The 14,269-nt window shown below is 66.3% G+C and carries 15 protein-coding genes; 7 read left to right on the top strand and 8 right to left on the bottom strand.

Going from position 1 to position 14,269, the window contains the following annotated elements; all coding sequences use genetic code 11:
• Positions 1–104: 104 nt before the first annotated feature.
• Positions 105–1,001 (bottom strand): LysR family transcriptional regulator, encoded by an 897-nt coding sequence (locus tag CSW59_RS18545; RefSeq protein WP_099445455.1) that lies wholly within the window; start codon positions 999–1,001, stop codon positions 105–107.
• Positions 1,002–1,229: 228 nt separating this feature from the next.
• On the opposite strand from CSW59_RS18545, the gene CSW59_RS18540 reads away from it, so the two are divergent.
• The 3 genes from CSW59_RS18540 (at position 1,230) to CSW59_RS18530 (ending at position 4,494) form a co-directional block, all read left to right on the top strand.
• Positions 1,230–2,057 (top strand): SDR family oxidoreductase, encoded by an 828-nt coding sequence (locus tag CSW59_RS18540; protein ID WP_099445454.1) that lies wholly within the window; start codon positions 1,230–1,232, stop codon positions 2,055–2,057.
• Between the two features lie 123 nt (positions 2,058–2,180).
• Entirely contained in the window at positions 2,181–2,768 is a 588-nt protein-coding gene (locus CSW59_RS18535) for a TetR/AcrR family transcriptional regulator (protein WP_099445453.1), read from the top strand.
• A 289-nt stretch (positions 2,769–3,057) separates the two neighbouring features.
• Entirely contained in the window at positions 3,058–4,494 is a 1,437-nt protein-coding gene (locus CSW59_RS18530) for an NAD-dependent succinate-semialdehyde dehydrogenase (RefSeq protein ID WP_099445452.1), read from the top strand.
• A gap of 81 nt (positions 4,495–4,575) precedes the next feature.
• On the opposite strand, the gene CSW59_RS18525 is transcribed toward CSW59_RS18530, so the two are convergent.
• The 4 genes from CSW59_RS18525 to CSW59_RS18510 all read right to left on the bottom strand — a co-directional run bounded on the left by CSW59_RS18525 (position 4,576) and on the right by CSW59_RS18510 (position 8,116).
• A complete protein-coding gene (locus CSW59_RS18525; RefSeq protein WP_099445527.1) occupies positions 4,576–5,562 on the bottom strand; it encodes an aldo/keto reductase in 987 nt (328 codons plus the stop codon).
• A 63-nt stretch (positions 5,563–5,625) separates the two neighbouring features.
• Positions 5,626–6,243 (bottom strand): NADPH-dependent F420 reductase, encoded by a 618-nt coding sequence (locus tag CSW59_RS18520; RefSeq protein WP_099445451.1) that lies wholly within the window; start codon positions 6,241–6,243, stop codon positions 5,626–5,628.
• 11 nt (positions 6,244–6,254) lie between these two features.
• Positions 6,255–7,244, bottom strand: a complete 990-nt coding sequence (locus CSW59_RS18515; RefSeq protein ID WP_099445450.1) for an aldo/keto reductase — start codon at positions 7,242–7,244, stop codon at positions 6,255–6,257.
• Positions 7,245–7,285: 41 nt separating this feature from the next.
• The gene (locus CSW59_RS18510; protein ID WP_099445449.1) at positions 7,286–8,116 is read right to left on the bottom strand and encodes an SDR family oxidoreductase; all 831 of its coding nucleotides are present in this window, start codon (positions 8,114–8,116) and stop codon (positions 7,286–7,288) included.
• A 113-nt stretch (positions 8,117–8,229) separates the two neighbouring features.
• Here CSW59_RS18510 and CSW59_RS18505 point away from each other — a divergent pair, with 113 nt between their 5' ends.
• From CSW59_RS18505 to CSW59_RS18495, 3 genes are all read left to right on the top strand, one after another.
• Positions 8,230–9,129, top strand: coding sequence for a LysR family transcriptional regulator (locus tag CSW59_RS18505; RefSeq protein WP_099445448.1), 900 nt, complete (start codon positions 8,230–8,232; stop codon positions 9,127–9,129).
• Between the two features lie 376 nt (positions 9,130–9,505).
• The gene (locus CSW59_RS18500) at positions 9,506–9,910 is read left to right on the top strand and encodes a GNAT family N-acetyltransferase (RefSeq protein WP_201722847.1); all 405 of its coding nucleotides are present in this window, start codon (positions 9,506–9,508) and stop codon (positions 9,908–9,910) included.
• Positions 9,897–11,432 (top strand): sodium:proton antiporter, encoded by a 1,536-nt coding sequence (locus CSW59_RS18495; RefSeq protein WP_099445446.1) that lies wholly within the window; start codon positions 9,897–9,899, stop codon positions 11,430–11,432. The genes CSW59_RS18500 and CSW59_RS18495 overlap by 14 nt, the downstream gene beginning before the upstream one ends.
• Positions 11,433–11,578: 146 nt before the next feature.
• Here the strand turns inward: CSW59_RS18495 and CSW59_RS18490 are convergent, their stop codons facing one another.
• Positions 11,579–12,514: an alpha/beta fold hydrolase gene (locus tag CSW59_RS18490; RefSeq protein WP_099445526.1), complete on the bottom strand. Its 936-nt coding sequence runs from the start codon at positions 12,512–12,514 to the stop codon at positions 11,579–11,581.
• A gap of 149 nt (positions 12,515–12,663) precedes the next feature.
• Between CSW59_RS18490 and CSW59_RS18485 the strand changes: the two genes are divergently transcribed.
• The gene (locus CSW59_RS18485; RefSeq protein ID WP_099445445.1) at positions 12,664–13,101 is read left to right on the top strand and encodes a helix-turn-helix domain-containing protein; all 438 of its coding nucleotides are present in this window, start codon (positions 12,664–12,666) and stop codon (positions 13,099–13,101) included.
• Positions 13,102–13,258: 157 nt separating this feature from the next.
• Here the strand turns inward: CSW59_RS18485 and CSW59_RS21625 are convergent, their stop codons facing one another.
• Entirely contained in the window at positions 13,259–13,384 is a 126-nt protein-coding gene (locus CSW59_RS21625; RefSeq protein ID WP_255408985.1) for a hypothetical protein, read from the bottom strand.
• A gap of 179 nt (positions 13,385–13,563) precedes the next feature.
• On the bottom strand, positions 13,564–14,241 hold the full coding sequence (locus CSW59_RS18480; RefSeq protein WP_143755017.1) for a transcriptional regulator: 678 nt from the start codon (positions 14,239–14,241) through the stop codon (positions 13,564–13,566).
• Positions 14,242–14,269 lie beyond the last annotated feature (28 nt).

The following is a 14,269-nucleotide window of genomic DNA, read 5'->3' as shown; positions in this document are numbered from 1 at the left end:
TACAGCGGCCAAACTAGGGAGGCGGACAGCTAGGGATTAGGTGGCAAAGGTCGCATGAACCTATGCGGGATTTTCATTAATCTCCCAGCCCGTCTAGCCCGTCATCAAGCCCGATACCGCAGGACGTCAACGAGGGCCGCGAAGGCCGGCGTCGGTTGGCGTCGGCTGGGATAATAGAGATGGTAGCCGGCGAAAGGCGGACACCAATCTTCCAGCAACGTTACTAGCTGGCCATTGTCGAGGTAGGGGCGGACGCTGTCTTCCATCAGGAACGCTAGACCAAAGCCATCCACGGCCGCGCGGACGATCATCTTGGTGTCGTTCATCACCAGGCGGCCGTCGACCCGCACCTTGAGCTCTCGACCGTCCTGTTCGAACTCCCAGACATAAAGTCCGCCCATCGTTCGCATCCGCAGATTGATGCACAGGTGGTCGGTCAGCTCGTGCGGGGTTCTCGGCTTGTCGCGTCCTTGCGCGAAATAGGCCGGAGATCCGACCAGGAGCATGCGCAGGGGCGGTCCGATCGGCACAGCGATCATGTCCTTGGCCAGGGACTCGCCCAGCCGCACGCCGGCGTCATAACGCTCCGCGACGATGTCGATCAGCGTGCTGTCGGTGCTTATCTCGACCTTGATGTCGGGATAGTCGACCAGGAAGGTCTTCAGCGCCGGCCAAAGCACGGTCTCCGCGGCATGGGCGCTGGTGGTCAGCCGCACGAGGCCCGCCGGCTTCTCGCGAAGTTCGGTCAGGTCGGCGAGCTGCCGTCCGATGTCGTCGAAGGCGGGGCGAAGGGTCTGCACCAAGCGCTCACCCGCCTCGGTGAGCGAGACGCTTCGGGTCGTGCGGGTCAAAAGCCGCAGGCCAAGCTGCGCCTCAAGGCGGCGGATCGTGTGGCTGAGCGCCGATTGGGAGGTGCCCAGCTTCGCCGCCGCCCGCGTGAAATTCCGCTCATCGGCGACCGCCAGGAAGCTCATCAGGTCCGCCAGATCCCCGCGACGCATTGATGATCCTTCGGCATGGATGAGTTTCGATCCCAGCGTTTTATCGCATGAAAGAGCGAGGGCGAAGCCTGAAAGGGTTCCGACGCGGCGACGTGGTGCAGGACGCACTGATGAATTGGCGACATAGGTCCATGCTGTTTGTTGCGGCTAATCGTTCGACGCGCCGGCGGTAAGATGGCGCCTTGATCGTCCAGCCATTGCTGGATCCGCGGAAAGAGGAACACCGCCATGGCCCAAGTGGTCGTCGTCATCGGGGCCGGCTCGATCGGCCAGGCCATCGCCCGCCGGGTGAGCGCGGGCAAGCATGTGCTGCTGGCCGATCTACATCAGGCCAACGCCGAAGCCGCCGCCAAGGTGCTGAGTGACGCGGGCTTCGAGACGAGTACGACGAGTGTCGACATCAGCTCGCGCGCGTCGCTGGAAACTCTGGTGAAGACCGCCACCGCGCTCGGTGAGGTCACCGGCGTCATTCACGCTGCGGGGGTGTCGCCGTCTCAGGCGCCCCCGGAGGCGGTCCTGGCCGTCGACCTGCATGGCACGGCGATGATCCTGGAACTCTTCGGCGAGGTCATCGCGAGGGGCGGATCCTGCGTGGTGATCTCCTCGCAGTCCGGACACCGTCTCGGCGCGCTGACAGCGGCGGAGGATGATGCGCTGGCGACAACACCGGCCGATGATCTGCTGTCCCTGCCGATGCTGCGACCCGAGAACATCAAGGACTCGCTGCATGCTTACCAACTGGCCAAACGCGGCAACGTCCTGCGCGTGAAAGCCGAGGCCGTGCGGTGGGGTCAGCGCGGCGCGCGGGTCAACGCCATCAGCCCCGGGATCGTGATCACGCCGCTGGCCCGTGACGAGCTGACCGGACCTCGCGGCGAGGGCTATCGTCGAATGATCGAGCTTTCCCCGGTCGGCCGCGCCGCCACGCCGGACGAGGTGGGTCATGTGGGCGCGCTTTTGATGGGGCCCGATGGTGCGTTCATCACCGGCAGCGACATCCTGATGGATGGCGGTGTCACGGCCGCCTACTTCTACGGAGCGTTGAAGCCGGCCTAGCCGCGCCGCGCTCTTGGCCTGGCGGCGTTCAAGACTTTCGGTCCCGCTCTCTGAGCTGGGTGAGTGACATTTGTCGCTAAGTGACTATTTTGCGACGAACGCCCCTTGTCATGGACGCCGCTGATGAGCCTGAGAGAAAAGAAGAAGGACCGTACGCGGCTTCAACTGCTTGAGGCCGCGCTTGACCTCATTGAGCGCCAGGGATTTGCCGAGACTACGATCAGCCAGATCGCCGAGGCGGTCGAGGTCTCGTCCCGTACGGTTCTGCGCTACTTCGCGACCAAGGAAGACGTGATCGTCAGCTGGGTCGAGGACGGTATGGCGACTTTCCTGGCCAGTCTTGAACAGCGTCCAGCCGATGAGCCCGCGCCGGCGTCGCTGATCGCCAGCGCGCGCGACATGCTGGCCAGCTATCAAGCCAAGTCGAACTTCTATCTGACAATCGAGCGGGTGATCGCCGCGGTGCCGGCCGTGAGCGCCCGCAAGCAGGAACTATCGGCGGCATTGGCGGCAAAGGTCACCAAGATATTGAACGCGCGTAAGGGCGGGGGCGAGCGCTTCGCGCTCGCCAATGAGCTCTATCCGATCGTCATCTTCTCGGTCATGCGTGTGGCCATCAGTCAGTGGGTCGCGTTCAATGGCGCACGGCCCCTCGTCGAGGTGTTCGACGAAGCTGTCTCCCTGGTTCAGTTCTCGCCCCTGGACGCCTGAGCCTAGCGCTCCGGCTGGCCCCAAGCGGGGCGCTGGTGCGTGCGCGGAGAGCGACGGCTAGCTCATAAAATATGTCACTTATTGACAAATGGCGTCGAGTGACATAAATCGTCTCCTGCAAGCGAAGACGCCCCGGTGATGGGCGGCGGCCTTCGAGATCGGGTCGCGTCGGCCGACGAACCCGCTCGTTCGAAGCGGCCAAAACCATCCCCCGAGACCGCCACCCACTTGTTCGCGACGCCCCGCATTTCGCGGGCGAGCCGTCGCGCCTGAACGATGGAGACCCTCAATGACGTCAGTCTATAGTGAACTTTATCAGTGGATCGACGGCCAGAAGCTGTCCGGTAACGGCCGCGAGACCAGCGCCGTCATCAACCCCTTCAATGGCGCGGTGCTCGGCCAGATGCCGCATGCGACCGCGGCCGATCTGCAAGCGGCTCTGGAATCCTCGGAGCGCGCTTTCAAGGTGTGGCGCAAGGTTCCCGCCTGGGATCGCTCGGCGATCATCCTCAAGGCGACGGCTCTGATCCGTGAGCGCATCAACCTCTTCGCCGAGACCCTGACCCTCGAGGTCGGCAAGCCGCTGGCCGAAGCCCAAATGGAAATGGGACTGACGATCGACTCGATGATCTGGGCCGGCGAGGAAGCCAAGCGGATCTATGGCCGGACCGTCGAGGCGCGCGCCCCGAACGGCCGCGCGATCATCTCGCGCGAACCGGTGGGCCCGGTCGCCGCCTTCGCGCCCTGGAACGTGCCGGCGCTGCTGACGGGTCGCAAGATCGCCGCAGCCCTGGCCGCCGGCTGCTCGATGATCATCAAGCCGTCCGAAGAAACGCCCGCCACGGCCCTGCTGATCGCCCAGGCTTTCGCCGATGCGGGCCTGCCCGCCGGCGTGCTGAACGTGGTGCTGGGCGACCCGGCCTTCATCTCGCACACCCTGATCAGCTCGCCGATCATCAAGAAGGTCTCGTTCACCGGCCCGACCCCGGTTGGCAAGCAACTGGCGGCCCTGGCCGCGCAGCAGGTGACGCCCGTGACGATGGAGCTGGGTGGTCATGCGCCGGTGATCGTCTGCGACGACGCCGACATCGACACGGTGCTCGCCTATTCGGTGCCGAACAAATACTTCAACGCCGGCGCCAGCTGCATCGCGCCGACCCGCTTCTACGTGCAGGACGCGGTCTATGACGACTTCGTCGCGCGGTTCACCAAGGCCGCCAGCGAAATCACCGTCGGCGATGGCATGGATTCGAGCGTCAGCATGGGCCCGCTGGCCAATGAGCGCCGTCTGACGGCCATGGAAACCCTGATCGCTGACGCGGTCGCGCATGGCGGCAAGATCACGACCGGCGGCAAGCGCATCGGCGACCAGGGCTTCCTGTTCGAACCGACCGTGCTGGTGGACGTCCCCGAGGACGCCCGGATCATGAACGACGAGCCGTTCGGTCCGGTCGCGATCATCTCGCGCTTCAGCACGCTGGAAGACGCCATCGAGAAGGCCAATCGTCTGCCCTTCGGCCTGGCCGCCTACGCCTTTACCGGTTCGGCCAGCCGCTCGGCCCTTCTGGCCGACAGCCTCGAAAGCGGCATGGTGGGCATCAACACCTACAGCTTCGGCATGCCGGAGGCGCCGTTCGGGGGCGTCAAGCAGAGCGGCTATGGCAGCGAGAACGGCGTTGAAGGCATCGACGCTTACCTGGTGACCAAGTTCGCCAACTACGGCTGAGGCGTGATCCCGTAAGAAAGGGGCGCGAGAGCTTGTGGCTCCCGCGCCCCTTTTTTTGAGCGACAGACGGTGACGCCGAGATCAACGGCCCTGGCGGTCGCGCATGATCCCGGCCGGATAGCGCTCGCCGACGATCTCGACGCCCGATAGCGCCTCGTCGATGGCGGTGAGGTCTTCCGACGAAAGCGACACCCGCGCCGCGCCGAGGTTTTCCTCAAGACGGCTCAGCTTGGTCGTGCCCGGGATCGGAACGATGTAGGGCTTCTGGTGCAGCAGCCAGGCCAGGGCGATCTGGGCGTTGGTGACGCCATGAGCGCGCGCGATCTCGCCGATCCGATCGACCAGCGCCATGTTCGCGCGGCGGTTCTCTTCCTGGAAGCGCGGGAAGATGTTGCGATAGTCGCCTTTGCCGAAGGTGGTCGTCTCGTCGATCTTGCCGGTCAGGAAACCCTTGCCGAGCGGGCTGAACGGCACGAACCCGATGCCCAATTCCTCCAGAACCGGCATCACCGTCTTTTCCGGCTCGCGCCAGAACAGCGAGTACTCGCTTTGAAGGGCGGCGACCGGCTGCACGGCGTGGGCCCGACGGATCGAGCCTTCGCCAGCCTCGGACAGGCCGAAGTGCTTGACCTTGCCCTCGGCGATCAGCGCCTGGACCGTTCCGGCCACGTCCTCCATCGGGACGTTCGGATCCACCCGGTGCTGGTAGAAGAGGTCGATGCGATCGGTCCGCAGATGCCGCAAGGCGTTCTCGGCCACTCGGCGGATGCGCTCGGGGCGGCTGTCGACGCCCTTCATCGCGTTGCCGTCCTGGAAGCCGAACTTGGTCGCGATCACCACCTGGTCGCGCACGGGTTCGAGCGCCTCGCCGACCAAGGCCTCGTTGGCGCCCTGGCTGTAGGCCTCGGCGGTATCGAAGAAGGTGACGCCTTGGTCGAAGGCCGAGCGGATCAGCTTCACGGCTTCGGCGTGGTCGGTCGGCGGACCATAGCCGTAGCTGAGTCCCATGCAGCCGAGGCCGATCGCCGAGACCTCTAGGCCCGTGCGGCCGAGTTGGCGCTTGTCCATGATCATTCTCCTTCCGTGGATTTTGGCCGGCGCCGGGCCCGCCTGGCGCTCGTCCAGGCGCGGTCAGTCCAGGCGCAGGCGGCGACGAAGGGCCGGGGCGCTGAGATGCGCGCGAAAGCCAGGGCCGCCGCGCTGGAAGCTGCGAGCGGCCGCTAGGCCGCCGACCGCAACCGGCTCGCAGCCGGCGTCGCGGACGAGCGCCTCGGCGACCAGCAGCGCCTCGGGATCGTCGCTGGAGATCGGCACGCCCAGAGGTTCGCCGTCGTTTTCGGCCGACGCCTCGACCGCGGTCGCGTCGACCGCGCTGAACGCCCGCACCAGCCGGGCGTCCGGCAACAGCCGCGCCGTCGCCAGCGCCACGCCCTCGGCCTCGATCGCCTGCTGGAAGGCCGGCGGATCGGGCGTGTAGGGATTGCAGGCGTCGAGCACGATCTTGCCAGCGAGGATGGGGCCGAGCGCTTTGGCCAAGTCCGGCAAGGCGCGATAGGGAATGGCGATCAGCACCACCTCGCCAAAATCGGCCGCCTCTTGCGTCGTGCCCGCCCAGGCTCGGAGCCTTTGAGCCCTTGAGACGTGCGCCTCCGGACGACGAGACGAGAACATCACCTCATGGCCCGCCTTGGCCCAGATTTCCCCGACGGTTCCGCCCAGCCAGCCCGCCCCGATCACTCCGATCTTCATGAGCGCGGCCCTCAGCGATAGGACAGTTGCAGGATCGCGGCCGGCAGGCGGTCGCCGACGATCTCGATCGTCGCCAGTTGCGCCTCGATCGCGTCAAGATCGCCGGCGGTCAGGTCCAGCGCCGCCGCGCCGAGGTTCTCGCGGACGCGGTCCAGCCGGCGGGTGCCGAAGATCGGCACGATGAAAGGCTTGCGCGCCAGCAGCCAGGCCAGGGCGACCTGAGCCGGCGTGGCGCCGCGAAACGCCCCCACCACCTCAAGCACCTCGACCAGCTTCTGGTTCGCGGCGCGCGCCTGCGGCGTGAAGCGCGGCGAGTGCGAGCGGAAGTCGCTGGCGTCGAATGCCTGGTCGGCGCTGACCTTGCCGGTCAGATAGCCCGCGCCAAGCGGGCTCCAGGGCACGAAGCCGATGCCCAGCTCCTCGCAGACGGGAAGCACCTCGGGCTCCGGATCGCGGGTCCAAAGGGAGTATTCGCTCTGCACCGCCGTGACCGGCTGAACGGCGTGCGCGCGCCGGATCGTGCTGGCCGCAGCTTCGGAGAGGCCAAAGCATCGGACCTTGCCCGCCTCGATGAGGCCTTTGACCGCCCCCGCGACGTCCTCGATCGGAACCTCCGGATCGACGCGATGCTGGTAGAGGAGGTCGATATGGTCCGTGCCCAGGCGCCTGAGCATGGCGTCCGCCACCTGGATGATGTGATCGGGGCGGCTGTTGAGACCCGGGCGCCGCTCGCCGGTTTGCGGATCGATGTTCCAGCCGAACTTCGTGGCGATCACCACCTGGTCGCGCACGGGCGTCAGGGCCTCGCCGACCAGTTCCTCGTTCGTCCAGGGGCCATAGGCCTCGGCCGTGTCGAACAGGGTGACGCCTAGGTCGTGAGCGCCGCGAATGACCTTGATGGCCTCGGCCTTGTCAGGGGCCGGACCATAGGTCGACGCGAAGCTCATCGTGCCAAAGCCTAGTTCGGAGGCCCTCAGGTCTCCCAGCATGCGGGTCTTCATGTTCGGCTCCTGGGGGCAGAGGGCTAAGTGGGGGATGCGCCTCAGCCCGGCGTCGGCAGCTTTCCAGCGAACATGGCCGCGATCACGCCGCCATCGATCAACAGGTCGCTGCCGGTGACGAAGCCGCCGTCGGGCCCCAGCAGGTAGGACGCGGCCACCGCGATTTCGTCCGGCGAGGCCATGCGCTTGGCCGGGGAGGCGGCGATCATGGCGCGATAGCCGTCGCCGATCGGCGAGTTCAGCTCATGTTGCGCCAGGGGCGTGGCGATGATGCCGGGGCTGATCGAATTGACCCGCGCGCCGCGTTGGCCCCAGCTGACCGCCTCGGCCTGGACGCGCAGATGGTTGGCGCGCTTGGCCATGATGTAGGCGACCATCGAATTGGGCACAGCCTCGCTATTCAGCATGGGCAGGGCCAGCAACTCGTCGGCCGGCGTGAAGGCCAGGGCCTTGTCCTGTTCGGCGGTGAGCGCCGGCATCATGTGGCCGGCCATGCTGGAGATCACCAGCCCCGCGCCGCCGGGCGCGATCACGCGACCAAACTCCTCGAACACGACCGCCGAGCCATAGAGGTCCACCGCCAGCACGCGGTCCGGCGGGGCCATGTTCGGCGAAAGCCCGGCGGTGTTGACCACCTGCAGAACCGATCCGAGTTCGGCCGCGCGTTCGGCCAGAGCCCGCACCGAAGCGCGCGAGGCGACATCGACGATCTGGGTCTCGACCGTAAAACTGGCGTTACGCAGGTCGTCAGCGGCGGCCTGCAGCACCTTCTCGCTGAAGTCCGCCAGCAGGATCGTCCGGCCAAAGCCTTGGCGACGGGCGATCGCCGCGCCAATGCCGCCCGCTCCGATCACCACAACTATGTCCGTCATCGTCAATCTCCTGGGCCGCCGGGGTGGGGCCTTCGCGAGACTGGAATTTAGATATCGAGCGGCGCCACGATTAGGCGCTAAATGGCGCATGAACCTATTAGCAGGCGAGATAAATGGAGCGCGCCGACCTAGCCGATCTGACGGCCTTCATGGCTGTCGCCGACGAGCGGAGCTTCACACGCGCGGCCGCTCGCCTGGGGACCTCGCAATCAGCGCTTAGCCAGGCGGTGCGCCGCTTGGAGACGCGCCTTGCCGTTTCGCTGCTGACGCGGACGACGCGCAGCGTCGCGCCCACCGAGGCGGGCGAGCGACTGCTTGACGGCCTTCGCCCCGCCCTGGACCAGATCGACAGCGAAATCTCAGCGTTGAGCGAACTGCGCGACACGCCGTCGGGAACCGTGCGGATCACGGCCGGACGTCACGCCGCCAAGACCGTGCTGATGCCTGCCTTGAGATCGCTGGTTCGGAAGTATCCCGACATCAAGGTCGAGCTGTCGGCCGACTCTAGCTTGCGGGACATCGTCGCCGACCGGTTCGACGCCGGCGTGCGGCTTGGCGAGCAGCTCGCCGCCGACATGATCGCCGTGCGGATCGGGCCGGATCTGCGGATGTTGGCGGTCGGCTCGCCCGACTATTTCGCGCGTTACGGCAGCCCCCAGACGCCCCATGACCTCACGCGCCACAACTGCGTCAACATTCGCTTCCCGACGGTGGGCGGCCTTTATGTCTGGGAATTCGAGAAGGACGGGCAGGAGCTCCATGTCCGTGTCGACGGGCAGTTCGTCCTCAATGACATGGAGCTGGTCGTCGAGGCCGCGCGCGCCGGGTGCGGTCTGGCCTATGTGCTGGAGAGCGAGGCTCAGGCCCTGATCGCCGCAGGGGAGCTGGTCACGGTTCTGGAGGATTGGACCCCGCCTTTTGCGGGCTATCACCTCTACTACCCTAGCCGGCGTCAGACCTCGCCCGCGTTCAAGGCCGTGATCGACGCCTTGAGATACCGGGAGCCGCGCTAGGCCCGGTCGGGCTCAAGCTGCGAGAGTCTTGAACTCGCCGTGGCGCCTGGCGGTCCCTTTGGAGGCGTCGCGCTTGCGATCGGCCTCTTCGGCGCCCGCGCGCGGCCGAACGGCGAGACGATTGATGTCCAGATTCGCACGGCCCTATGCCGAAGTCTCATTAGTCTTGGAGGCGGTCGCGAGCCTATTCTGACAGCCCGCCAAAGGCCGACGATGCATCATGTCCAGGGAGAGGCGCTTGTCAGAGACGGTCGCTTCTGGATCGACCACGCCAGTCGCCAAGATCCGCGCGGCCCAGCCGGGGGAAGGACATCGTCTCGGGCCGCTCGGGGCGGAACTTGTTCGCCGGCACCATGACTTCGATCCGCGACGCTTTTTGAGCGCCACGCCCTCGACCGAGAAGGCTTATGGCGACTTTCTGGAGCGGCAGCTGGGTCTGCCCGACGCCCTCCTGTTGGTGGCCGTCCAGGCTGGCATGCTGATCGGCTACGCCTATGCCGGTCTGGAAGGCGCCGACTACATGGCGCTCCGCGGCCCGGCCGGCGTGGTCTATGACCTGATCGTCGCCGCGCCATTTCGGGGGCAGGGTCTTGGCGCGCGCTTGTTGAGCGAGGCGATCCGCGCGCTGCGAACGCGCGGCGCGCCGCGCGTTATTCTCTCCACCGCAGCGTCCAATCACGCCGCCCAACGTCTGTTCTCGAGCTTCGGATTCTCGCCCACGATGATCGAGATGACGCTCGACTGTCACGAGCCTGAGCAGGGTAAGCATGCACGTCTTTGAATCGCTGCTGGCTTTGCTCTTCGCCGCCAACTTGCTGTCGGTGCTCGGGCGCCGGCTGGGCGTTCCTTACCCTACTGTCCTGGCGATCGGCGGCGCGGTGATCGCTTTCCTGCCCGGGGCGCCGCGCCTGGATTTGCCGGCCGAGCTCATCATGGCCCTCTTTGTCGCGCCCGTGCTTCTGGACGCGGCTTACGACGCCTCGTTGCGCGACCTCAAGCGAAGCTGGTTGCCGGTGACGTCCCTCGTGCTGGTCGCCGTGGGGCTGACGACGCTCACCGTCGCGGTTCTTGCCCGCCTGATGTTCCCGGACATGTCCTGGGCCGTCGCGATTGTCTTGGGAGCCTTGGTTGCGCCGCCGGACGCGGTCGCGGCCCTGGCCGTGCTGCGGCAGGCCCAGCCGCCGCACCGAACCAAGGTGATCCTGGAGGGCGAGAGCCTGCTCAACGACGCCTCGGCCTTGCTCATCTACCGTCTCGCGATCGCCGCCGCGCTGGCGGGCGGGTTCGATCCGCTGTCGGCGGCGCCGGCCTTCGGGCTGGTCTTCGTCGGCAGCGTGGCCGTCGGATGGCTGTTGGCCTGGCCTGTCGCGGCGCTGATGTCTCGCGTCGAGGACGCTTCGACCTCGGTGATCCTTCAGTTCGTCGTCACCTTCGCGGTCTGGCTACTGGCCGAGCGTTTGGCGCTATCGGGGGTGGTGACCATGGTCGTTTTCGGGCTGACGCTGGCGCGGCGTCACTTCGGGCGCATGCCCGCGCGGCTCAGGGTTCCTTCCTTCGCCATCTGGGAAACCGCGACCATGGTGCTCAATGTCCTGGCGTTCACGCTGATCGGCCTGCAACTGGGGCCGATCTGGAGCGCGCTAGGTCCGGAGCGCCGCGGCCCGTACCTGCTAGCGGCCCTAGCCATCCTGGCCGCCGTGATCCTTGTGCGCCTGGCCTGGGTGCTGCTGCATCACGGCCTTGACCGAGGTGTCCGGCGTCTGTTGGGGGCGGCGTCCGACGAGAAAGGCGCCCCCACCGTCAAGGACGCCCTGGCCGTGGGCTGGTCGGGCATGCGCGGGATCGTCACCCTGGCCGCGGCCCTGGCCGTTCCGCCGAGCTTGCCCTATCGCGATTTCATCCTGCTTACCGCCTTTGTCGTGGTGTTGGGCACGCTGGTGCTGCAGGGGCTGACGCTAGGACCGCTCTTGCGGGGCCTGGCCCTGGCGAACGACGGCTTGGTGGCGCGGGAAGTGACGCAGGCGCGGGAGCAGGCGCTAGGCGCCGCAGTCCGCGTGCTGGATGGCGAGCTTGGCGTCTCGGCCGAGCGACTGCGGGCGGAGGGGCTACGCGCCCTGGAGCGCGCGCGTCTTGGCGGTGACGCCACCGACCACGACGAAGACCGGCTGCGCCGTCGGATGGTCCAAGCCGCGCGCGCGGCGATCGAGGACATGCGGCGATCCGGACAGATCGGGGATGACGCCTTTCGCCGGATCGAAGAGGAGCTCGATTGGCGGGAGCTCGCCTTGGCGGCCGCGCCCTAGCTGAAGTGGCCTTTAAGCCCCAGCGCTAAGGGGCGATGGAGAGCCCTCGGCGCCAAGGTCCGCGCTCCCTCCATCGGGCGCCAAGTTTTTTAGCGGCAAGCTAGGCGATCCGGCGCCGCGCCTGGGCGACGCCGGATCGCCGGACACTACGCCTTTAGGAAGGAGGCGATGTGGCCCGCCGACTCTTCCGGATACTGATGCTGCGGGCCATGGCCCGACTTCGGGAAGGTGACCAGCCGGGTCGTCGGCAGCGCGCCGTTGAGGGCGTACCAGTTCTCGACCGGGAAGATGATGTCGTGGTCCGCGCCAAGATGCAGGATCGGCGTCTTGGTCGACTTGAGCAGGTTCAGGATATCGTCCGACGGGAACACCGGATTTTGCGGCTTGTTTCCGATTTGAGAGATCGCCCAGGCCGCATCCACGTCCGGCGCGCGGTCAGCCTTGCGCTGGGTGATGCGGTCGAACGAGCGCTTGGACGCCGCCCGACTGGCTTCGTCGGCGGGCTCGAAAAAGACGATGGTGAACTGCTCCAGATCGATGCCCGGCTTGGCGGCGGTGTCGTAGAAGAGCTGCTCCGCCGGCTTTACGAGGGCGCCCGGGGGCGTGGTGGCGATGAGCACGACGTGGGAAACCTCCTGGCCAAACAAGGCCAGGTAGATCTGAGCGGCGATGCCGCCGATCGACCAACCGCCGATCGCGACGTTCTTGAGGCCCAGCGCCACGATCAGCTCGCGTCCATCCTTCACCAGGGAAGGCGGGCTGTAGCTCTTTTCGCCCGTGGAAAAGCCCAGTCCGGAGTAGTCGAAGGTGATCACCCGGAAGCCCTGCGCCGCCAGGCTGTCGATGAACAGCGGGTCCCAGGTGTCGAGGGTGCCTCGGAAGCGATTGAACAGGACGAACGGCTTGCCTTCGCCCACCGAGCGATAGGCAAGCTTGCGGCCGCCGACCTCGACATAGCGGGTCGGCGCGTTGGACGCGCTCTGGGTGGCGGTCTGCGCCGCGCTAGCGGTGACGGCCTGCGAAGACAGGGTCAGCGCGACGGCCGCGCTGGTTCCGACCTTGACGATGTTTCTACGCGACATGGACATGGCGTTTCTCCTTGCGAATGCGATCGAGGGCGACTGGACCGAGGGTGACTCTGGCGGCCTTCGGTCGAGTGGCTATCAATTCGATAGTGTGTTACTACGTTATCAGTATCTAGTCACTATCAAAATGATATCGAGTGAGATCGATGGATAGCCCATGCCCCATCGCTCGAGGCGTCGCGACGTTTGGCGACGCCTGGAGCCTCCTGATCCTCAGGGACGCCCTGGCGGGGGTAAGCCGCTTTGATGACTTCCGAAGGGGGCTCGGCATCGCGCCCACGGTCCTGACCAAGCGCCTGGCTTCGCTGACGCAGGAGGGGCTGCTGGAGAAGGTGCGCTACCAGGATCATCCGCCGCGTGATGAATACCGCCTGACGGAGGCGGGGCGTGACCTGCTGCCGATCCTGTTCATGATCGCCGGCTGGAGCCGCAAGCATCGGTCGGAAGGCGCTTTGGTGCGCTACCTGGACGCGGTGAGCGGAAGAGACATCGAACCCGTCGCCATTGATCGGGGAACCGGCGCGGAGATCGGTTCGCGAGCGTTTCGGGTTGTCGTGCCAGGATCGACGGCAGAAAAGCCATAAGGCGGCGTAGTCAGTGTGTTCTTTGCTCCTATACGCCGCCGCTAAAGGGCGCGGACCGGCGAGCGAGCGCGCCCTTGGCCGCCTGCTGTCGGGCCGGTGGTCTCCTGCGCTGGACGAGCCTGCCGTGTCTGGTGTCGCTGCTGCTGCGGCTGATCGGTCAGACCGAGCTGATCGCTACCGCCATGCCAGGCATGTAGGTCATCGAGGTCACGCTGCCGGCCTTCATGGTTTGGATGGTCTGGCGTCTGGCCCTGGCGATCGCCTTGTAGCTTCCAGTGACCATGATACGGGCAGCCAGCTCCGGAAGGGTTGAGCCGGACGGATCTGGCCAGAGGATCATTCCACGCCTACTGGTCAAAGGCCGACGGCGCTACCACCAACGCACTCCTGAATGTCGCATTCTTGGAGCTGCGCTTAGGTCCGTTCATGGCGCGGGGCGGCCGCGCAAACGTGGCCGCGACTTCAAGAGCGCTTGGCGCCGATTTCGTCGAGGTAGTTGTAGATCGTGAACTTGGTGACGCCCAGGCGCGCGGCCACCCTTTCAACCGACCCTCGGATCACGAACAAGCCGCGCTCGTGCATGATCGAGACGGCGGTCTTCTTTTCGGCCTTGGACATCCGCTCGACTGGAGCGCCGGCGGTGTCGAGGGCCGAAGCGATGATCTCCTCGATCAGGTCCTCGATATTCGTCTCGGCGCGCGGGGCGGGCAGGGGGGGCAGCACGGTCGGGATCAGCGCGCCCTGAATATCGCGCTGGAGGCGTTCGATCGCCCCCATGTCGACGTTGACGCAGAGCGCGGCCGCCGGAACGCCGTCGGCGTCGAACATGACCACCGAGGACGAACGGAGCGAGCGTCCGTCACGGGCCTTGGACGTGTAGTTGGCGACGACGCGCACCTCGTTGGGGTGGGCGGCGGCCTTGCTGGCGACGAGGGTGTCGAAGGCCTTGTCCTCGGCCGGGCCCGCGATAATCGCCGAGCCCACATGGCGTCCGCTGACATGGCCATTGACGATCTCGACAATTGAGGCCTCGGGTTGCCGCAGATTGTGGACCACCACTTCCGTATGCTGGTTCACGGCGCACTCCAGCGCCTTGGCCACGCCTTGGAGGACGCCCAGCAGGGCCTTTTCGTCGTGCACGGGGCGGCATCCTTCATGCGAGCGTATG

Source organism: Caulobacter sp. BP25 (genome assembly GCF_002737755.1).
Taxonomy (GTDB): domain Bacteria; phylum Pseudomonadota; class Alphaproteobacteria; order Caulobacterales; family Caulobacteraceae; genus Caulobacter.
The sequence above is the reverse complement of the archived record's forward strand: the minus strand, read 5'-3'. Positions and strand labels throughout refer to the sequence as shown.